Origin of the sequence: Modestobacter sp. VKM Ac-2982, from assembly GCF_026967935.1 — a bacterium.
Lineage (GTDB): Bacteria > Actinomycetota > Actinomycetes > Mycobacteriales > Geodermatophilaceae > Modestobacter.
The window spans coordinates 366,341-385,354 of record NZ_JAPVBL010000003.1; the positions used below are offsets into that span (position 1 = coordinate 366,341).

General features: G+C 72.4%; 16 protein-coding genes. 12 read left to right on the forward strand and 4 right to left on the reverse strand.

From position 1 onward, the window contains the following. Positions 1-80: 80 nt before the first annotated feature. The 4 genes from O2W20_RS12380 to O2W20_RS12395 all read right to left on the reverse strand — a co-directional run bounded on the left by O2W20_RS12380 (position 81) and on the right by O2W20_RS12395 (position 4,624). The gene (locus O2W20_RS12380; protein WP_269172321.1) at positions 81-1,178 is read right to left on the reverse strand and encodes an ABC transporter ATP-binding protein; all 1,098 of its coding nucleotides are present in this window, start codon (positions 1,176-1,178) and stop codon (positions 81-83) included. 55 nt (positions 1,179-1,233) lie between these two features. Beyond that, on the reverse strand, positions 1,234-2,142 hold the full coding sequence (locus tag O2W20_RS12385; protein ID WP_269172320.1) for a carbohydrate ABC transporter permease: 909 nt from the start codon (positions 2,140-2,142) through the stop codon (positions 1,234-1,236). A 9-nt stretch (positions 2,143-2,151) separates the two neighbouring features. Continuing rightward, positions 2,152-3,138: a carbohydrate ABC transporter permease gene (locus O2W20_RS12390; RefSeq protein ID WP_269172319.1), complete on the reverse strand. Its 987-nt coding sequence runs from the start codon at positions 3,136-3,138 to the stop codon at positions 2,152-2,154. Positions 3,139-3,292: 154 nt separating this feature from the next. Further along, a complete protein-coding gene (locus tag O2W20_RS12395) occupies positions 3,293-4,624 on the reverse strand; it encodes an ABC transporter substrate-binding protein (RefSeq protein WP_269172318.1) in 1,332 nt (443 codons plus the stop codon). Positions 4,625-4,822: 198 nt separating this feature from the next. Between O2W20_RS12395 and O2W20_RS12400 the strand changes: the two genes are divergently transcribed. From O2W20_RS12400 to mnhG, 12 genes are all read left to right on the forward strand, one after another. Next, the gene (locus O2W20_RS12400) at positions 4,823-5,851 is read left to right on the forward strand and encodes a LacI family DNA-binding transcriptional regulator (protein WP_269172317.1); all 1,029 of its coding nucleotides are present in this window, start codon (positions 4,823-4,825) and stop codon (positions 5,849-5,851) included. A gap of 194 nt (positions 5,852-6,045) precedes the next feature. After that, the gene (locus tag O2W20_RS12405; RefSeq protein ID WP_269172316.1) at positions 6,046-7,719 is read left to right on the forward strand and encodes a circularly permuted type 2 ATP-grasp protein; all 1,674 of its coding nucleotides are present in this window, start codon (positions 6,046-6,048) and stop codon (positions 7,717-7,719) included. Next, positions 7,713-8,663, forward strand: a complete 951-nt coding sequence (locus O2W20_RS12410) for an alpha-E domain-containing protein (RefSeq protein WP_269172315.1) — start codon at positions 7,713-7,715, stop codon at positions 8,661-8,663. Before O2W20_RS12405 ends, O2W20_RS12410 begins: the two co-directional genes overlap by 7 nt. Before the next feature lie 5 nt (positions 8,664-8,668). Then, positions 8,669-9,574, forward strand: coding sequence for a transglutaminase family protein (locus tag O2W20_RS12415; RefSeq protein ID WP_269172314.1), 906 nt, complete (start codon positions 8,669-8,671; stop codon positions 9,572-9,574). Positions 9,575-9,643: 69 nt separating this feature from the next. Continuing rightward, on the forward strand, positions 9,644-10,288 hold the full coding sequence (locus O2W20_RS12420; RefSeq protein ID WP_269172313.1) for a dihydrofolate reductase family protein: 645 nt from the start codon (positions 9,644-9,646) through the stop codon (positions 10,286-10,288). 60 nt (positions 10,289-10,348) lie between these two features. Continuing rightward, on the forward strand, positions 10,349-12,199 hold the full coding sequence (locus O2W20_RS12425; RefSeq protein ID WP_269172312.1) for an ABC-F family ATP-binding cassette domain-containing protein: 1,851 nt from the start codon (positions 10,349-10,351) through the stop codon (positions 12,197-12,199). Positions 12,200-12,369: 170 nt separating this feature from the next. Then, positions 12,370-15,279, forward strand: coding sequence for a Na+/H+ antiporter subunit A (locus O2W20_RS12430; protein ID WP_269172311.1), 2,910 nt, complete (start codon positions 12,370-12,372; stop codon positions 15,277-15,279). Continuing rightward, positions 15,276-15,818, forward strand: a complete 543-nt coding sequence (locus O2W20_RS12435) for a Na(+)/H(+) antiporter subunit C (RefSeq protein ID WP_269172310.1) — start codon at positions 15,276-15,278, stop codon at positions 15,816-15,818. Before O2W20_RS12430 ends, O2W20_RS12435 begins: the two co-directional genes overlap by 4 nt. Beyond that, the gene (locus O2W20_RS12440; protein WP_269172309.1) at positions 15,815-17,569 is read left to right on the forward strand and encodes a Na+/H+ antiporter subunit D; all 1,755 of its coding nucleotides are present in this window, start codon (positions 15,815-15,817) and stop codon (positions 17,567-17,569) included. The genes O2W20_RS12435 and O2W20_RS12440 overlap by 4 nt, the downstream gene beginning before the upstream one ends. Next, positions 17,566-18,156 (forward strand): Na+/H+ antiporter subunit E, encoded by a 591-nt coding sequence (locus O2W20_RS12445; RefSeq protein ID WP_269172308.1) that lies wholly within the window; start codon positions 17,566-17,568, stop codon positions 18,154-18,156. Before O2W20_RS12440 ends, O2W20_RS12445 begins: the two co-directional genes overlap by 4 nt. After that, positions 18,153-18,494, forward strand: a complete 342-nt coding sequence (locus O2W20_RS12450) for a monovalent cation/H+ antiporter complex subunit F (RefSeq protein WP_269172307.1) — start codon at positions 18,153-18,155, stop codon at positions 18,492-18,494. Before O2W20_RS12445 ends, O2W20_RS12450 begins: the two co-directional genes overlap by 4 nt. After that, positions 18,491-18,982 (forward strand): monovalent cation/H(+) antiporter subunit G, encoded by a 492-nt coding sequence (gene mnhG, locus O2W20_RS12455; protein ID WP_269172306.1) that lies wholly within the window; start codon positions 18,491-18,493, stop codon positions 18,980-18,982. Before O2W20_RS12450 ends, mnhG begins: the two co-directional genes overlap by 4 nt. The last annotated feature ends 32 nt before the right edge of the window (positions 18,983-19,014 follow it).

A 19,014-nucleotide genomic window follows, 5' to 3' on the forward strand; every position in this document is an offset into this window, starting at 1 on the left:
GCGAGGTCAGGCCGTGCGGGAGTCGGTGGCGGCGGCCCCGCAGGGGCCGGCCGCGAACGTGCGAGCGGAGGGGTCCTCGGTCAGTCGACCCGCTGCTGAGTCTGGGCGTCGAACACGTGCACGGCACCTCGGTCCGTGCTGAGCCAGAGCTGCTGCCCGGTCGTGACGGCCGACCGCGGCTCGGTGCGCACCACGAGGTCGGCGGAGTGCAGGACGTCGTCCGGGGCGTCGGCCAGCGAGGTGTAGAGGAAGGCGTCCGAGCCCAGCTGCTCGACCACGTCGACCCGCACCGGCAGTCCCTCGCCGGGGCCGGCCAGGCGCACGGCCTCGGGGCGGAAACCGACGGTCACCTTCCCGTTGCTCGCCGCGGCCCGGGTGAGCTGCTCGCGGGGCACCGGCAGCACCGCGTTGCCGACCTGGACGCCGCCGTCCACGGCGTCCCCGGTGACCAGGTTCATCGCCGGCGAGCCGATGAAGCCGGCGACGAACACGTTGGCCGGCCGGTCGTACAGCTCACCGGGGGTGTCGCACTGCTGCAGGACGCCGTCCTTGAGCACCGCGACCCGGTCGCCCATGGTCATCGCCTCGACCTGGTCGTGGGTGACGTAGACGGTGGTGGTGCCGAGCCGGCGCTGCAGGGCCGCGATCTGCGTGCGGGTCTGCACCCGCAGCTTGGCGTCGAGGTTGGACAGCGGCTCGTCCATCAGGAAGACCTGCGGGTTGCGCACGATCGCCCGGCCCATGGCCACGCGCTGACGCTGGCCACCGGAGAGGGCCTTGGGGCGGCGGGCCAGGTAGGGCTCCAGGTCCAGGATCTTCGCCGCCTCGCGCACCCGGGTGGCCCGCTCGTCCTTGGAGATGCCGGCGAGCTTCAACGCGAAGCCCATGTTCTCCTCCACCGTCATGTGCGGGTAGAGCGCGTAGTTCTGGAACACCATCGCGATGTCCCGCTCCTTGGGCGGGGAGTCGGTGACGTCCCGGTCGCCGATCACGATCGACCCGGTGTCGACCTCCTCCAGCCCGGCGAGCATCCGCAGCGACGTGGACTTGCCGCACCCGGAGGGCCCGACCAGGACCAGGAACTCGCCGTCGGCGATCTCCAGGTCCAGGGCGTCGACCGCCGGTCGTTCGGCCTTGGGGTAGATCCGGCTGGCCTGCTGGAAGGACACGGTGGCCATGGTCAGGCACCTCTCGAGAGGGGGGAGGAGGGGGAGGACGGAGCTGCGCAGCGGGTCATCCCTTCACCGCGCCCTGCATGATGCCGCCGACGATCTGCTTGCCCAGGATCGTGAAGACGATCAGGACCGGCAGGGTGCCCAGCAGCGTGCCGGCCATGATCACCGAGCGCTGCGGCACGTAGCCCGAGCCCAGCCCGGCGAGGGCCACCTGCACCGTCGGGTTCGCGGTGGTCAGCGCGATGAGCGGCCAGAAGAACTCGTTCCAGGCGGTGAGGAACGTGAGCATCGCCAGCACCGCCATCGCCGGCCGGGCGACCGGGACGACGATCGACCAGAAGATCCGGAACGTCGAGGCGCCGTCGACCCGGCCGGCCTCCAGCAGTTCGTTGGGCAGCGCGGAGATCAGGTACTGCCGCATGAAGAAGACGCCGAAGGCGCTGACCAGCGTGGGCAGGATGACCGCCTGCAGCTGGTTCACCCACTGCAGCTCGGCGATCATCATGAACAGCGGGATCACCGCCAGCTGGGTCGGCACCATCATCGTGCCGATCACCAGGCCCAGCAGCACGCCCTTGCCGCGGAACTGGAGCTTGGCGAAGGCGAACCCGGCCAGCGTGCAGAAGAGCACGGTGCCGACGGTGATGCTGCCGGCGACCAGGACCGAGTTGAGGATCGCCTTGCCGATCGGAGCCTGCTCGAGGGCTGCCTGGAAGTTGTCGAACAGGCTGGCGTTGGGCAGGAACGGCGGCGGGGTCGCGGCGATCTCGGCGTTGGTGTGCGAGCCCGCCACCAGCGTCCAGTAGAGCGGGAAGATCGACACCAGCGCCACCAGGGTCAGCAGCGTGTAGGTGACCGGGCCGGGCTTGCCGGCCTTGCTGCCGCCCCGGTGCCGGCGGCGGGTGGCGGGTGCGGCGGGGGAAGGACTCCGGCCGGCATCGGGAACGGGGGGAGCGAGGGTCGCCATGCCGGTCTCCTACCGGTCTGCCCGGTTGCGGAGGCGGCCGATGACGGCGTTTACCCCCACGATCACCAGGATGATCATGAACATTGCCCAGGCCGTGGTGGCTGCCTGACCGATGTGGAAGTTGCTCCAGCCCTGCTGGTACATCAGCAGGCCGAGCGTCTGGTACTGCCCCGAGGCGCCGCCGGAGGTGGTGCCGTTGCCGGCGAACAGCAGCGGCTCACCGAACAGCTGGACGGCGCCGATGGTCGACACGACGATGGTGAACAGGATCGTCGGGCGCAGCGACGGGATCGTCACGTGCAGGAACTGCTTCCACTTGCTCGCGCCGTCGATCTCCGCGGCCTCGTACAGCTCGCCGGGGATCGACTGCATCGCGGCCAGGTAGATGAGCGCGTTGTAGCCGGTCCAGCGCCAGGTGACGATCACCGCGATGGCGACCTGGCTGCTCACCGTCCCGGCCTCCCAGTCGATCGCCTGCAGGCCGACGGCCTCCAGCATCGTGTTGATCAGGCCGTAGTCGCGGCCGAACAGCTGGGAGAAGACGAGCGTCGCGGCGGCGATGGACGTCGCGTAGGGCATCAGCATCACGGTGCGGAAGAAGGTGCGGCCGCGGAGCTTGTAGTTCAGCAGGTGCGCCAGGCCCAGGGCCATGCACAGCTGCGGCACCGTGGCCAGGATCCCGATGGTGAAGGTGTTGCGGGTGGCGTTCCAGAAGAACTCGCTCTGCAGCAGGTTGCGGTAGTTCTCCAGCCCGACCCAGGTGCCGCCGTTGATGTTCGACAGGCTGGTCTCGTGCAGCGAGACCCAGGCGGTGTACATGAACGGGTAGAGGCTGAAGGCCGCGAACACCAGGAAGAACGGTGCGACGTAGGCGTAGCCCCAGCGGTTGCGGGTCAGCTGCCGACGCTTGCGCGGGCGGGCGGGGGAGGTGGCGGCGGAGGCGGGTGGTGGCGCGGCGATCGCCGCTTCCCGGACGGTGCCACTCGCGATGGTCATGCAGGGTCCTCGACGGTGTCGGTGGGCGCGGATCGGGCCGGGCGGGTCCCGGGGGCGCGAGCGGGCCGGGACGGCGGGACCGGTGCAGGTGCCCGGGAGCGGGTGACGCTCCCGGGCACCGCGTCCGGTCGGCGGTGCGTTGAGCCGGGTGGGCTCAGCCGCCGGTTGCCTGCTGGGCGGCCTTGAGGGCGTTGTCCCAGCCCTCGTCGATCTCGGCACCACCTGCGGCGACGTCGGTCAGCGCCGTGGTGAACGCCTCCTGGATCTGGGTGTCGTACGGGCCGATCGGGGTGCGCTGGATGTTCGCGGCCGACTCACCGAAGATCTCCCCGGTGGGGGCGCCGTTGAAGTACTCGTTGGTCGCGCCGACGACCTCGGGGTCCTCCGCCGCCTGCGGGCTGGAGGGGAAGTGCGCCGCGCGGGTGAACATCTTCACCTGCTGCTCCGGAGCCGTCAGCCACTCGACGAGGTCCTTGGCCGCCTCGGCGTTCGGGCCGTCCTCCGGGACGGCGAGGAAGGAGCCGCCCCAGTTGCTGGCGCTCTCGTCCGCGCCGGGCAGCGGGGCGATGTCCCAGAGGCCGGCCCCGGTCTCACCCATCTGGGAGTTGATGTACCCGAGCATCCACGCCGGGCAGGCGATCGTGGCGAACGCACCGTTGGAGAAGGCGGCGTTCCACTCGTCACCGAACTGGCTGAGGTTGGCGGTCAGCCCCTCGTCGGCGGCCTGGCTGGCGTAGTCCCACGCCTGCTGCACGCCGTCGCTCTCGGCCGGGATCGGGTTGCCCTCCTCGTCGTTGTAGGCCAGGTCGCCCTGGTACACCGAGGAGGAGAAGATGCTCGCCGGGCTGTCGACGAAAGCGCTGTCGGCGGGCTTGGTCGGGGAGGCCATGTACTGCTCCGCGACCTCGAGGTACGCCTCCCAGGTCGGCCAGAGCTCGGCGACCTCGGCCCGGTCGGTGGGCAGGCCGGCCTGCTCGAAGAGGTCCTTGCGGTAGCACATGGCCTGCGGGCCGATGTCGGTGCCGAGAGCGATCGTCTCACCGTCGGCGGTGGAGGCCTGGCCCCACTTCCAGTCGTAGAAGTTGCCCTCGAGCTCGTCGGCGTTCTCCTCCGCGGCGAAGTCGACGAAGGCGTCGGCGTGGTTGCGCACGACGTCGGCGATGAAGCCGATCTCCAGGGCCTGGACGTCGTCGAGGCCGGAGTTGGCGGCCAGCCGGGTCTGCAGCGACTTGTAGTAGGCCGCGGACTGGGCGACGTTGTTCTGCTTGATCGTGACGTTCGGGTGGAGCTCCATGTACTCGTCGTAGAGCCCCGCGTTGTCCAGGTCCATGGTGCCGAACGTGCCGACGGTCAGGGTGACCGGGGCGTCGGGGTCGTAGTCGGCGGCGTCGGCGCTCGCGTCGTCGGAACCGCCACAGCCGGCGGTCAGCAGGACCGCGGCCAGGGCCGCTCCCCACGCCGCCCTGCTCTTCGTGGAATGGAACATCTGACCTCCTGGGTCGGCCCGGGACGCGTGCTCCGCTGCATCGTCCACCGGGTTCGTGAGAACGCTCTCACGGCCGTGGCGCACAGAGTGGTCTGGGCCACACAAGGCTGTCAAGTAACGGGTGGGTAACGGATCAGGGCTGTGCGGGAGCGCTCTCACGGTGCACCATGGTCACCACCCCCGGAGCACTGGAGACCCATGACCGACATGAGCACGCGGCCGGCGTCGCCCACGCTGGACGAGGTCGCCGTGCTCGCCGGCGTGTCCCGCGCCACGGTGTCGCGGGTGGTCAACGACTCACCGCGGGTGAGCCCGGAGGCCCGGGCGGCGGTGCGGTCGGCGATCGCCGAGCTGCGCTACGTGCCCAACCGGATGGCCCGCAGCCTGGTCACCCGGCGCACCGACACCATCGCGCTGGTGCTCAACGAGCCCAACACCCAGGTCTTCTCCGACCCGTTCTTCGCCAGCATCGTACGGGGGGTCTCCGCGACGCTGGCCGACACCGACCTGAACCTGGTGCTGCTGACCGCCCAGGACGAGCGGGAACAGCAGAAGATCGGCCGGTACGCCCGCCAGGGCCACGTCGACGGCGTGATCCTCATGTCGGTGCACAGCAACGACCCGCTGCCCGACATCCTCGCCGAGGCCGGCGTGCCCCTGGTCATGTGCGGGCGGCCCTTCGACGACCGCGCGGTCGCCTACGTCGACGCCGACAACCGCGGCGGCGCCGAGGCGGCCACGGCCCACCTGATCGCCACCGGTCGCAACCGGATCGCCACGATCACCGGGCCGCTGGACATGATCGCCGGGGTCGACCGGCTCGCCGGCCACCGCGCCGCGCTCACCGCCGCCGGGCGGCAGGTGCACCCGGAACTGGAGGCGGAGGGCGACTTCACCGAGGTGGGGGGTGCCCGGGCGATGGAGTCGTTGCTGGCCCGCGATCCCGAGCTCGACGCGGTCTTCGTGGCCTCGGACCCCATGGCGGTGGGCGCACTGGGCGCGCTGCGCGCCGCCGGTCGGCGGGTGCCCCAGGACGTCGCCGTGGTCGGCTTCGACGACGCCGCCGTCGCCACCCGGTGCGACCCGCCGCTGACCACGATCGCGCAGCCGCTGACCGACATGACGCCGCTGCTCACCGAGCTGCTGCTGCGCCAGATCGAGGGCGTGGGCGAGCCGGCGGAGTCCCGGGTGTGCCACACCTCGCTCGTCCGCCGCGCCTCGGCCTGAGCACCTCTCCAGCAGTGATCAGGTCACCTGATCACTGCCCGTCCCCCCGCACCAGCGTTGGTGCAGGGGGTCAGCCATCGGTGCGGGAGGACGGCGCGGTCGGGCGGGAGGGCGAGCGCGGCGCCCACCTGCGCCAGGTCACGACCCGGTCGCGTCGAAACGCGTGGGACACACGGCCTGTCTAGGTTCGTCCCATGGCGGACCTGTTCGACGGCTACCCGCTCGGGGAGCTGTGGGACGAGATGTTCTCGGCCCCCGGCCAGCCCCGCGCCCCCTACACCGGCCTGTTCAGCTCGCTGCAGCCGATGTCGGGGGAGGAGCTGGCCGCACGGGCCGACGTCCTCTCGCAGACCTACCGCGACGCCGGGGTGACCTTCGCCCACGCCGGGGAGGAGCAGCCCTTCCCGCTGGACATCGTGCCGCGGGTGATCGGGCACCAGGAGTGGTCGGTGATCGAGCGCGGGGTCACCCAGCGGGTGCATGCCCTCGAGGCGTTCCTGGCCGACGTCTACGGCGCCGGCGAGGTCTTCACCGACCGGGTCGTGCCGCGCAGCGTGGTCACCACCAGCGCGCACTTCCACCGGGCCGCGCACGGGCTGGTCCCGCCCAACGGCGTCCGGGTGCACGTCAGCGGCATCGACCTGGTGCGCGACGAGGCCGGTGACTTCCGGGTGCTGGAGGACAACCTCCGGTCGCCCTCGGGGGTCAGCTACGTGATCACCAACCGGGCGGCGATGACCTCGGTACTGCCGGAGCTGTTCGGCGACCACCGGGTGCAGCCGGTCGCGGAGTACCCGGGCCGGCTGCTCGCGGCGCTCAAGGCGTCGGCGCCGTCCGGGGTCGGCGACCCCACGGTCGTGCTGCTGACCCCCGGCGTCTACAACTCCGCCTACTTCGAGCACGCGCTGCTCGCCCGGCAGATGGGCGTCGAGCTGGTCGAGGGCCGGGACCTGGTCTGCTCCGGCGGCCAGGTCAGCATGCGGACGACGGACGGCCAGCAGCGGGTCGACGTCATCTACCGCCGGATCGACGACGAGTTCCTGGACCCGGTGCACTTCCGCTCCGACTCGGTGATCGGCTGCGCCGGGGTGCTCAACGCCGCCCGCGCCGGCCGGGTCACGATCGCCAACGCGGTGGGCAACGGTGTCGCCGACGACAAGCTGCTCTACACCTGGGTCCCCGAACTCATCCGGTACTACCTCGGTGAGGAGCCGGTGCTCGCCAACGCCGAGACCCACCGGCTCGACGACCCGGACACCGTCGAGTGGGTGCTCGCCTCCCTCGACCAGCTGGTGCTCAAGCCGGTCGACGGCTCCGGCGGCAAGGGCATCGTGATCGGGCCGCGGGCCGACGAGCAGACGCTGGCGGAGCTCGCGGTCAAGGTGCGCAGCAGCCCGCGGGACTGGATCGCGCAGAAGCCGATCGGCCTCTCGACGTCCCCGACGCTGATCAACGGCCGGATCGCGCCGCGGCACGTGGACCTCCGGCCGTTCGCGGTCAACGACGGCACCGACGTCTGGGTGCTGCCCGGCGGGCTGACCCGGGTGGCGCTGCCCGAGGGGGAGCTGGTGGTCAACTCCAGCCAGGGCGGGGGCTCCAAGGACACCTGGGTGATCACCCCGCCGCGGCCGGCGGTCGAGCCGCCCCCCGAGCACGACGTGACCCGGATCGAGTTCACCACCGAGGACCTGCCCGTCGAGCCGCCCGCCCAGGACCCGGGCCCGCCCAACGACGACGCCCTCGCCCAGTCCCAGCAACAGCAGCAGCAAAGGGCCAAAGTCGCGACTTTGGCCCCACCGACGGAGCTGGGGGACGCTCCGAGGGGCCAAAGTCGCGATTTTGGCCCCCGGGGGAGTGCGCCGTGCTGAGCCGGATCGCGGAGTCGCTGTTCTGGATCGGCCGCTACGTCGAGCGCGCCGACGACACCGCCCGCATCCTCGACGTGCACACCCAGCGGCTGGTCGAGGACCCGTGGATCGACGAGCAGAAGGCCTGCGCCAACCTGCTGGCGCTGATGGGGGTGCCCTGCCCGCCCGAGGAGGCCGACACCGAGCGGGTGCTGGCCACGCTGGCCTTCGACCGGGCCAGCCCCAGCTCGATCACCGGGGCGTTGTCGGCCGCCCGGGAGAACGCGCGCGGCGCCCGGGAGGTGCTGTCGGCAGAGATCTGGGAGTCGCTCAACGTCACCCACAACGCCCTGCCCCAGCAGCGCACCATGGCCCGCCGGTACGGCCCGCACTCGATGTTCCGGTTCGTCCGGGAGCGCTCGGCGATGGTCTTCGGCCTGGCCGACGCCACGATGAGCCGCGACGAGGGCTGGCTGTTCCTCGTCCTGGGCCGGTCGCTGGAGCGGGTCGACATGACCGCCCGGATGCTGTCCACCCGGGTGCTGGCCGGTGACGCCGCGCCGTCCTGGACCCTCGTGCTGCGTTCGACCGGCGCCTACGAGCCCTACCTGCGCACCTACCGGGGAGCGGTGAACTCCAGCCGCGCGGCGGAGTTCCTGCTGCTGGACCGCCTCTTCCCGCGCTCGGTGTTCGCCTCGCTGGAGCGCGCGGAGGGGTGCCTGGCCGAGCTGGAGCGGGTGAACGTGCGCGAGGGCCACCGGATCGGCGTCGCCGGCGAGGCACACCGGATCGTCGGCCGCGCCCGGACGATGCTGGAGTTCATGCAGACCGACGAGATCCTGGCGCGGCTGCCGGCCCGGCTCGACGAGCTGCAGCGCACCTGTTCGGCGGCCAGCGAGGCGGTCACCAACCGGTTCTTCACCGAACAGGCACCGCAGGTCTGGGTGCCGGAAGGCGCGGGGTGAGCACGGTGCCGCAGCGCCAGAGCCAGTCGCAGTCGCAGGTCCAGTCCGGCCCGGTGCGGGTCCCGGGGGACCGCTGGCGGCTGCAGGTCGTGCACCGCAGCGCGTTCCGCTACGGCGGGCCGGTCCGCTCCTCCTACAACGAGGCGCGGATGACCCCGGAGAACAGCAGCCGGCAGACCACGCTGCGCTCCCGCGTGGAGATCGAGCCGCTGGCCACGGTGCACGCCTACCGCGACTACTGGGGGGCGACGGTCACCGCGTTCGACACCCACGGCCCGCACACCGAGCTCGTCGTGCAGGCCACCTCGGAGGTGGAGGCCGGGCCGGAACCGCACGTCCCGGAGGCGGTCGACTGGGCCGACCTCGCCACCCCAGACCTGCGCGACCGGTACGGGGAGATGCTGCGCCCGACCCCGCTCACCGCGATGGACGACCCGGTGGTCGCCGAGGTGCGGGCCGTCGTCGGGGACGCCGGGCCACGCGAGGCCGCGCACCTGGTCTGCGACTTCGTGCACGAGCACATGGCGTACCTGGCCGGCTCGACCAACGTGAAGACCAACGCGATGCAGGCGTGGACGCACCGCAAGGGCGTCTGCCAGGACATCTCGCACGTCTCGGTGGGCCTGCTACGTGCCCTGGGCCTGCCCGCCCGGTACGTCTCCGGGTACCTGCACCCCCAGCCCGCGGCGGCGATCGGGCAGTCGGTCACCGGGGAGAGCCACGCCTGGGTGGAGTGGTGGGACGGCGGCTGGTACGGCTACGACCCGACGAACTCGGTGGAGATCGGACCCCGGCACGTCACCCTGGCCCGGGGGCGCGACTACTCCGACGTCCCCCCGCTCAAGGGCATCTTCTCCGGCCCCCGGAGCGAGGGCTCGAGCGTGACCGTGGAGGTCACCCGGCTCGCCTGAGCCGGCGGCGATGAGTCCTGCCGTCGGCGCCGGTCTCTCCTGACAGCGACCACGTCAGAGGAGGGTTCCGTGCAGCAGCTGCTCAGGGTCCACAACGTCATGCTGTCCAGCGACGGCTTCGGTGCCGGAGAGCACCAGAGCCTGGAGCGGCCGTTCGGCCACGCCGACCCGGCGGTGCTGGGTGCCTGGGCCTTCGCCACCGCGAGCTGGCCCAACCGCACCGAGCCCGGCGGCACCCGCGGCCTGGACGACCTCTTCATGCGTGAGTTCGGGCGCAACATCGGCGCCGAGATCATGGGCCGGAACAAGTTCGGGCCCGTGCGCGGACCGTGGCGCGACCACGAGTGGCGGGGCTGGTGGGGGGACGAGCCGCCGTTCCACACGCCGGTGTTCGTGCTGACCCACCACCCGCGGCCCTCCTTCTCGCTGTCGGACACGACGTTCCACTTCGTCAGCGGCGAGCCGGCCACGGTCCTCGAGCAGGCGAAGGCGGCGGCCGACGGCCGCGACGTCCGGCTCGGCGGGGGAGCCACCACCATCCGGCAGTTCCTGGACGCCGACCTGGTCGACACCGTGCACGTGGCCGTGGCACCGGTCGAGCTCGGCGCCGGGTCGCGGCTGTGGACGTCGCCCGACGAGCTGCTCGACCGGTTCCACCACGAGGTCGTCCCCAGCCCGAGCGGGGTGACCCACCACCTGTTCTGGCGGCGCTGACGACCCGGCCGCCGCGGGCTGGCGGGAGCCGGTCCCGCGGACCTGGGATGCTGGGTGGTGATGAGCGCACCCCTGAACCTGGTCAACCTCGAACGGGTGCACAAGGCACACGGCACGACGGTCATCCTCGACGACGTCTCCCTCGGGGTCGCGGCCGGTGAGCGGATCGGCGTGGTCGGCCGCAACGGCGGGGGCAAGTCCACCCTGCTCGGCGTCCTCACCGGCACCCAGGAACCCGACTCCGGCCGGGTCACCCGCCGCAGTGACCTGGCGATGGGCGTCCTCGACCAGACCGGCACGCTGCCGCCCGGGACGACGGTGCGCGACGTCGTCCTGCCGCCCTCCCGGTTCGCCGCCGAGCACGAGTGGGCCGGGGACGCCGCCGTCCGCTCCGTGCTGACCGGCCTGGAGCTGGACCGGATCGGGCTGGACTCCCCGGTCGCCCCGATGTCCGGCGGGGAGCGGCGCCGGGTCGCGCTGGCCGCCCAGCTGATCCGCCCGCTGGACCTGCTGGTGCTCGACGAGCCGACCAACCACCTCGACGTCGAGGGCGTGGCCTGGCTGGCCGAGTACGTGAAGGCCCGCACCGGTGGCCTGATCGTCGTCACCCACGACCGCTGGTTCCTCGACGAGGTCTCCACCACCACGTGGGAGGTCGCCGACGGCAGCGTGCACGCCTACGAGGGCGGCTACTCCGCCTACACGCTGGCCCGCGCCGAGCGCTCCCGGATCGCCAACGTGACCGAGGAGCGCCGGCTCAACCTGGTGCGCAAGGAGCTGGCCTGGCTGCGTCGGGGCCCGCCGGCCCGCACCAGCAAGCCGAAGTTCCGGATCGAGGCGGCCCAGGCGCTGATCGCCGACGAGCCGCCCGCCCGCGACACCATGGCGCTGGCCGGCTTCGCCGCCCGGCGGCTGGGCAAGACGGTCTACGACGTCGAGGACGTCACCTACACGGTGCGCGGCCGCGGCGACGACGCCGAGGACCCGGCGGGTCCGGCCGACCCGGGCGGGCCGCGGGAGCGCACCCTCTTCCACGACCTCACCTGGCACGTCGGCCCGGGCGACCGGATCGGCGTCGTCGGCGTCAACGGTGCGGGCAAGACCTCGCTGCTCAAGCTGCTCGTCGGCGAGGCGCAGCCCGACGCCGGGCGCGTCGTCGTCGGCCAGACGGTGTCGGCGGCGTACCTGTCCCAGCACGTCACCGAGCTGGACCCCCGGCAGCGGGTGCTGGAGGCGGTGCAGGACGTCGCCCGGATCGCCAAGATCGGCAACCAGGAGATCTCCGCGTCCACGTTGGCCGAGCGGTTCGGGTTCGCCGCCAACCGGCAGTGGACGCCGGTGGGCGACCTCTCCGGCGGCGAGCGGCGCCGGCTGCAGCTGCTGCGGCTGCTGATGGCCGAGCCCAACGTGCTGCTGCTCGACGAGCCGACGAACGACCTGGACATCGACACGCTGACCGCGCTGGAGGACCTGCTCGACAGCTTCCCCGGCACCGTGCTGGTGGTCAGCCACGACCGGTACTTCGTCGACCGGGTCTGTGACTCGGTGGTCGCACTGATGGGCGACGGCTCGCTGGCCGCGCTGCCCGGCGGGGTGGAGGAGTACCTGCGGCGCCGCGCCGCGGGAGAGGCCGCGCTGCCCGGGTCCGGTGCCGCGGCTCCGGTGGGCAGCTCCTCGGCCCCGGCGCACAGCGCGGCGGACTCCCGGGCCGCCCGCAAGGAGGCGTCCCGGCTGGAGCGCCGGATGCTCAAGCTCGACGCCGACGAGAAGAAGCTGCACGAGCAGCTCGCCGCAGCCGCCACCGACTACGGCCGGGCGGCCGAGCTCGACGCCCAGCTCAAGGCGCTGCAGGCGGAGAAGGAACAGGTGGAGACCGACTGGCTGGCCGCGGCGGAGGTCGCCGACGCCTGACCGGGCACCACCCCAGGCCGGCCGTGAGCGCGCTCACGGCCGGCCTGGGGTGCGACCGTTCGAGTCGCCGCGACCGGCGGCGCCCAGGAGGATGGGACGCAACGCTCGAACGCGCTGATCGACGGGCGCGCTGCTGCCCGCCTGCCTGAGAACGACCGGAAAGGGACCCGTTGGGCCTGCTGCTCCTGCTCCACCTCCTCGCCGCGGTCGGAGCTCCGCTGCTCGTGCGGTGGTGGGGGCGACAGGCGTTCCTGGCCCTCGCCCTGGTCCCGGCCGCCGCGTTCGGGTGGGCGCTGACCCAGCTGGGGACCGTCGTCGGCGGGGGAGCCGTCCGGGAGACGTTCACCTGGATCCCGGCGCTCGACCTGCAGATCGCCCTGCGGCTGGACGCCCTGGCGCTGACCTTCGCCGCCCTGGTCACCGGGGTCGGCGCGCTGGTGCTGGTCTACTGCGCGCGCTACTTCGAGCCCGACGAGGAGGGCGTCGGCCGGTTCGCCGGCGTCATGACCGCCTTCGCCGGTTCCATGCTCGGCCTGGTGCTGGCCGACGACGTGCTGCTGCTCTACGTCTTCTGGGAGCTCACCACCGTCTTCTCGTTCCTGCTGATCGGCGGCTCGGGGGCCAAGCTGGCCGGACGGCGGGCGGCCAGCCAGGCGCTGCTGCTCACCACCGCCGGCGGCCTGGCGATGCTCGTCGGGCTGCTGATGATCTCCTCGGCCAGCGGCAGCCGCCTGCTGTCGGAGATCGTCACCGACCCGGGCAGTGGCGCGGTGATGGTGGCCGGCACGATGCTCGTCCTGGCCGGCGCGGTCACCAAGTCGGCGATGGTGCCCTTCCACTTCTGGCTGCCGGCCGCGATGGAGGCGCCGACCCCGGTCAGCGCCTACCTGCACGCCGCCGCGATGGTGAAGGCCGGCATCTACTTGGTCGCGCGGCTCGCCCCCGGCCTGGCCGACGTCCCCGGCTGGCGGCCGGTCGTGCTGGGGCTCGGCGTGGCCACCATGCTGATCGGTGGCTGGCGCTCACTGCGGCAGAACGACCTCAAGCTCCTGCTGGCCTTCAGCACGGTCAGCCAGCTGGGCTTCCTCATCACCCTGGTCGGCGCCGGCAGCCAGGAGCTGGCCGCGGCCGGCCTGGCGATGACCATCGCGCACGCGCTGAGCAAGTCGACGTTGTTCCTCTCCGTCGGGGTGATCGACCACGCGACCGGGGTGCGTGACCTGCGCCTGCTCTCCGGCCTCGGACGGCGGATGCCCGTCCTGGCCGGCATCGCCACGCTGGCGGCCGCGAGCCTGGTCGGGCTGCCCCCGTTCCTGGGCTTCGTGGGCAAGGAGGCGGCGTTCACCGCGCTGTGGGAGGGCGGGCTGCCCGACCGGGTCAGCGCCGTCGTCGTCCTGGTCGGCCTGGTGCTGGGGTCGGTGTTCACCGCCGCGTACTGCGCCCGGTACCTGTGGGGCGCGTTCGCGCGGAAGCCGGGCCTGCCGGAGACCGCGCCGGCAGAGCTGGAGCACCACCCCGGGCCGCTGTTCCTCGCCGCACCCGCCGTCCTCGCGCTCGCCGGGCTCGTGGCCGGCCCGGCCAGCCCGGTGCTGGACCACCTGGTGGCCGCCTACGCCGAGACCCTGACCCTGATCGCCCCGGAAGCCGAGCACCTGGCGCTCTGGCACGGCCTCCAGCCGGCGCTCGCGCTGTCCGCGGTCACCCTGCTCGGTGGCGCCGCGCTGTTCGCCCTGCGGGCGCCGTTCCTGCGGCTGCAGCACCGGCTGGCCGTGGGCGCCTCCGCCGACGAGGGCTACTGGAACGTCCTGCAGGGCCTCGACCGGCTCGCCGTGCTGGTGACCGGGACGACGCAGCGCGGGTCGCTGCCCGCCTACCTGGGCACCATCCTCGTCGTCGTCCTGGCGCTGCCGGGGTCCGTGCTGCTGTTCCAGGCGCCCTGGCCGCAGGAGTGGCGGGCCTGGGACACGCCCCTGCAGGCGCTGGTGGGTGCGGTCGTGCTGATCGCCGCGGCCGTGGCGGTGCCCCTCCGGCAGCGGCTGTCCGCCGTCCTCGTGGTCGGCGTGACCGGATACGGCCTGGCCCTGCTCTTCGTCCTGCACGGTGCCCCGGACCTGGCGCTGACCCAGTTCCTGGTGGAGACGCTCAGCCTGGTGGTCTTCGTGCTGGTGCTCCGCAAGCTCCCCTCGGACATCAGCGAGCGGCACCGCCCCGCCGAGCGGACGATCCGGGCGGTGCTGGCCATCTCGGCCGGCGTGCTGATGGCAGGTGTCGGTGCCGCTGCGCTGAGCGCGCGCACCGCCACGCCGGTCTCCGCGGACATCCCGGAGCTCGCGCTGATCGAGGGGCACGGGGAGAACGTGGTCAACGTGATCCTCGTCGACATCCGCGCCTGGGACACCCTGGGCGAGCTGTCGGTGCTGGTCGTGGCGGCCACCGGCGTGGCCAGCCTGGTCTTCCTCCGCAGCCGGACCGGAGCGGTCGACCGGCCGGGGGACGAGCACACGTCCGGAGCCGACCCGACGGAGGCCCGGCGGGCGCCGAAGAGCCGGTGGCTCTCGGCCAGCTCCAGCCTCGCGCCCCAGCGGCGTTCGGTGGTGCTCGAGGTGGCCACCCGTTTCCTGTTCCACCCGATCGTCGTCTTCTCGCTGTTCCTGCTGTTCTCCGGGCACAACCAGCCCGGCGGCGGTTTCGCCGGGGGGCTGGTGGCCGGACTGGCCCTGGTGCTCCGCTACCTGGCCGGTGGCCGGTACGAGCTGGGCGAGGCAGCCCGGGTGTCGCCGGGCCTGCTGCTCGGCAGCGGTCTGCTGCTGGCCGGCGGCAGCGGGATCATCAGCCTGCTGCTGGGTGGTGCAGCGCTCGAGTCCGCCTACTTCTCCGGCGAGGTGCCGGTGTTCGGCAGCGTGAGCCTGCCCACCGCACTGTTCTTCGACATCGGCGTCTACCTCATCGTCGTCGGCCTGGTCCTGGACGTGCTCCGCAGCCTGGGCGCCGAGCAGGACCGCCAGGAGGACGAGCAGGACGGCGAGGAGGACCAGCAGGACCCGGCCGAGACCGCTCCCGAGGAGGTGATCGCCCGATGACCCCCACCATCGTGCTGCCGGTCGTGATCGGTGGCCTCTACGCGGCCGGTGTCTACCTGCTGCTGGACCGCAGCCTCACCCGGGTGATCCTGGGCTTCATCCTGCTCGGCAACGCGACCAACCTGCTGCTGCTGTCCTCCAGCGGCCCGGCCATGCTGGCCCCGCTCTTCGGGTACGCCGAGCCCGAGGAGATGAGCGACCCGCTGCCGCAGGCACTCGTGCTGACCGCCATCGTGATCACCTTCGGCGTCACCGCGTTCCTGCTGGCGATGGTGCACCGGTCCTGGCGGCTGGTCCGGCAGGAGGTCATCGAGGTCGACGAGGAGGACCGGCGGGTGGCTGCCCGGCAGGGCATGGACGCCGACGACGTGGACCCCGACGACATCGACCCGAACGGGCTCCGCACGGAGGACCGTCCGGCTGGGAAGGGGAACACCCTGCACTCCGACGTCGACGTCGAGGAGCAGCTGGCGCGCCGGTACGACGGGTTCGCCTCCGACGACATCGCACTCCCACCGACCCGGCGGGGCGAGCAGTGATCGGCGACCTCGCGCCGCTGCCGGTGCTGCTGCCGTTGCTCGGGGCCGCCGCCGCCCTGCTCGTCGGCCGGCACCCCCGGGTGCAGCGCACGGTCAGCATCGCGGTGCTGGCCGGCGTGGTCGGGGTGTCGGTCGCCCTGCTGCTCATCGCCGATGCAGAGGGGGCGGCTGCGGTCGCCGTGGGTGACTGGCCGGTCCCGGTGGCGATCATGCTCGTCGTCGACCGGCTCTCGGCGCTGATGCTGGTGGTGGCCAGCACGGTGGGGCTCGGCGTGCTCGTGTTCGCCGTGGGCCAGGGCACGGCCGACGGCGACGAGGAGACGCCGCTGTCGATCTTCCACCCGACGTTCCTGGTCCTGATGGCCGGTGTGAGCTACGCCTTCCTGGCCGGGGACCTGTTCAACCTCTACGTGGGCTTCGAGGTGCTGCTGACCTCCAGCTACGTCCTCCTCACCCTGGGGGGCTCCGCGCCGCGGATCCGGGCCGGGATCACCTACGTCGTGGTGAGCCTGCTCAGCTCCCTGCTCTTCCTGGCGTCGATCGCGCTGGTCTACGCCGCGACCGGCACGGTCAACCTGGCGCAGCTGGCCGGCCGGATCGGCGAGCTCCCGGCCGGCACCCAGCTGATGCTGCAGTCGATGCTGCTGATCGCCTTCGGCATCAAGGCGGCGGTGTTCCCGCTGTCGGCCTGGCTGCCGGACAGCTACCCGACCGCTCCGGCCCCGGTCACCGCCGTGTTCGCCGGTCTGCTGACCAAGGTCGGCGTCTACGCGATCATCCGCACCCAGACGCTGCTGTTCCCCGACGGCGCCCTCGACGACGTGCTCATGTGGGCTGCGCTGGCCACCATGCTGGTCGGCATCCTCGGCGCGGTCGCGCAGACCGACATCCGGCGGATCCTCTCCTTCACGCTGGTCAGCCACATCGGGTACATGGTCTTCGGGATCGCGTTGGCGACCACGGCCGGCCTGGCCGGTGCGATCTTCTACGTCGTCCACCACATCGCCATCCAGACGACCCTCTTCCTGGTCGCCGGGTTGATCGAGCGGCGCGGTGGCACCACGTCGACGGCGCGCCTCGGTGGGCTCGCGACCGCGTCCCCGTTGCTGGCGGTGCTCTTCTTCGTGCCGGCGATGAACCTGGCCGGCATCCCCCCGTTCTCCGGCTTCATCGGCAAGGTGGGGCTGCTGGACGCCGGGGTCGCCGTCGGCGGCTGGCAGGTGTACGTGCTGGTGGGCGGCGCGGTGGTGACCAGCCTCCTGACCCTGGTGGCCATGTCGCGGGTCTGGACCCGGGCGTTCTGGCGGCCGCCGACGCAGGCCGCCTCGGCGGACACCGCCGCCGCGGCGGCCCGCGACGCCGGCCCCGAGCACGGCCAGGAGGACGACCCCGCGGGAGGCGAGGAGCCGGCTGAGGAGCCCCTGCCGGCGGGGCTGGCCGGCGGCGCGACCTCGACCACCACCGCCCGCCAGACCGGACGCCGGGGGGCCTGGCTGCGGCACGTCGCCGTGGCGACCGCGGCACCTGCCGGGGGCGAGGGGCAGCCGAGCGGGAGGGCGGGGGACTCCCGGACGCCGACGCGTCCGCTGCCGGCGGTGATGATGGCGGCCACCACCGCGATGGTGCTGCTGACCGTCGGTCTCACGGTGATCGCCGGGCCGTTGTACGGGATGACCGAACGGGCCGCCGGGGACCTGCGGGAGCGGACGCCCTACATCGAGGCCGTCTACGGCGCGGAGGTGGACGAGTGACCGTCGACTCACCCCTCCGCCAGTTGCGGCTCCGGGCACCGCTGCTCATCTGGCTGGTGCTGATCTGGAACCTGCTGTGGGGCACCTGGTCCTGGGCGAACCTCATCACCGGGGTGCTGGTCGCCCTGACGGTGACCGTCGTCCTGCCCCTGCCCGTGGTCGCCGGTGGTGCCCGGATCCACCCGCTGCCGGCGCTCTACCTGATCGGCCACTTCCTGGTGAACCTCACCGTGTCCAGCGCCCAGGTCGCCTGGCAGACCCTGCGGCCCAGCGGCATCCGGCAGAGCGCGGTCATCCGGGTGCAGTTGCGCACCGACTCGGACCTGCTGCTCAGCATCATCTCCCAGAACCTCACGTTGGTCCCCGGGTCGATGGTGCTGGACCTGGACCGACGGCGGATGGCGCTGGGCGTCCACGTGCTGGACGTCGGCGACGAGGCCGACGTCGAGCGCCAGCGCGCGGAGGTGCTGGCGACCGAGCGACGGGTGGTGCGGGCCTTCGGGTCCGCGGAGGACATCGCCCGGCTGGACCAGGAACCACCTCAGGAGCGTGCCACCGCTCCCGCCACCGCGGAGCCGACCCTATGACCGTGGTGGCAGTCCTCATCTACGGCATGCTCGGGCTGGGTGCCCTCCTGGCGATGGTGCGGTTGGCGCTGGGCCCCTCCCTGCTGGACCGGGTGGTGGCCACGGACTCCATCCTGGTCATCGTCGCGGTCGGCCTCGCGGTGCACGCGGCCCTGCAGCGGGACCCCACGGTGGTCCCGGTCCTCGTGGTCGTCGCCCTGCTGGTCTTCGTCGGCGCCATCTCCGTCGTCCGCTACATCGGCGGCATGCTGATCCGCACAGGAGAGGACAACGAGGAGCTGGGGGGCTCCCCGGCGGCTGAGCAACTGAGGCGACTCGAGGACGGGGGCAGATCGTGAACGACTTCGACTCGGTGGCCGACTGGATCGCCGCAGCGTTCCTGCTGGTCGGTGCCTTCCTCTGCCTCACTGCCGGGGTCGGCCTGCTGCGGTTCCCCGACGTCCTGTCCCGGATGCACGCCGGCACCAAGCCACAGGTCATGGGCGTCCTGCTGATCATGATCGGTGGGGCGATCCGGCTCACCGGCTGGTCGGTGACCTGGATGCTGCTGCTCGTCGCGGTGTTCCAGCTGATCACCGCACCGGTCAACGCGCACATGGTCAGCCGGATCGCCTACCGGCGCCGGCACGTGGCATCGGAGCACCTGTTCGTCGACGAGCTCGGGGTCGCCCCGCGCGGCGCGGAGGTGCAGGCGGGGGAACGCGGCCGGCGTGGCGACGAACCGGCGGATGCGCCGGTCGACCAGGGGCCGGGTCCGACGGTGGGCGAGGACGACGAGGCCGGAGACCCCGCTGCGGACGAGCCGGCCGGGGGACCTCGCCGCTGAACCGTCCGGGTGCGGGGCACTCTCCGCACCCG

Excerpts from the sequence above, each read along its gene's own strand:
- O2W20_RS12380 (WP_269172321.1), bottom strand. The coding sequence starts at position 1,178 with ATGGCCACCGTGTCCTTCCAGCAGGCCAGCCGGATCTACCCCAAGGCC.
- O2W20_RS12385 (WP_269172320.1), bottom strand. The coding sequence starts at position 2,142 with ATGGCGACCCTCGCTCCCCCCGTTCCCGATGCCGGCCGGAGTCCTTCC.
- O2W20_RS12390 (WP_269172319.1), bottom strand. The coding sequence starts at position 3,138 with ATGACCATCGCGAGTGGCACCGTCCGGGAAGCGGCGATCGCCGCGCCA.
- O2W20_RS12395 (WP_269172318.1), bottom strand. The coding sequence starts at position 4,624 with ATGTTCCATTCCACGAAGAGCAGGGCGGCGTGGGGAGCGGCCCTGGCC.
- O2W20_RS12400 (WP_269172317.1), top strand. The coding sequence starts at position 4,823 with ATGACCGACATGAGCACGCGGCCGGCGTCGCCCACGCTGGACGAGGTC.
- O2W20_RS12405 (WP_269172316.1), top strand. The coding sequence starts at position 6,046 with ATGGCGGACCTGTTCGACGGCTACCCGCTCGGGGAGCTGTGGGACGAG.
- O2W20_RS12425 (WP_269172312.1), top strand. The coding sequence starts at position 10,349 with ATGAGCGCACCCCTGAACCTGGTCAACCTCGAACGGGTGCACAAGGCA.
- O2W20_RS12435 (WP_269172310.1), top strand. The coding sequence starts at position 15,276 with ATGACCCCCACCATCGTGCTGCCGGTCGTGATCGGTGGCCTCTACGCG.
- O2W20_RS12450 (WP_269172307.1), top strand. The coding sequence starts at position 18,153 with ATGACCGTGGTGGCAGTCCTCATCTACGGCATGCTCGGGCTGGGTGCC.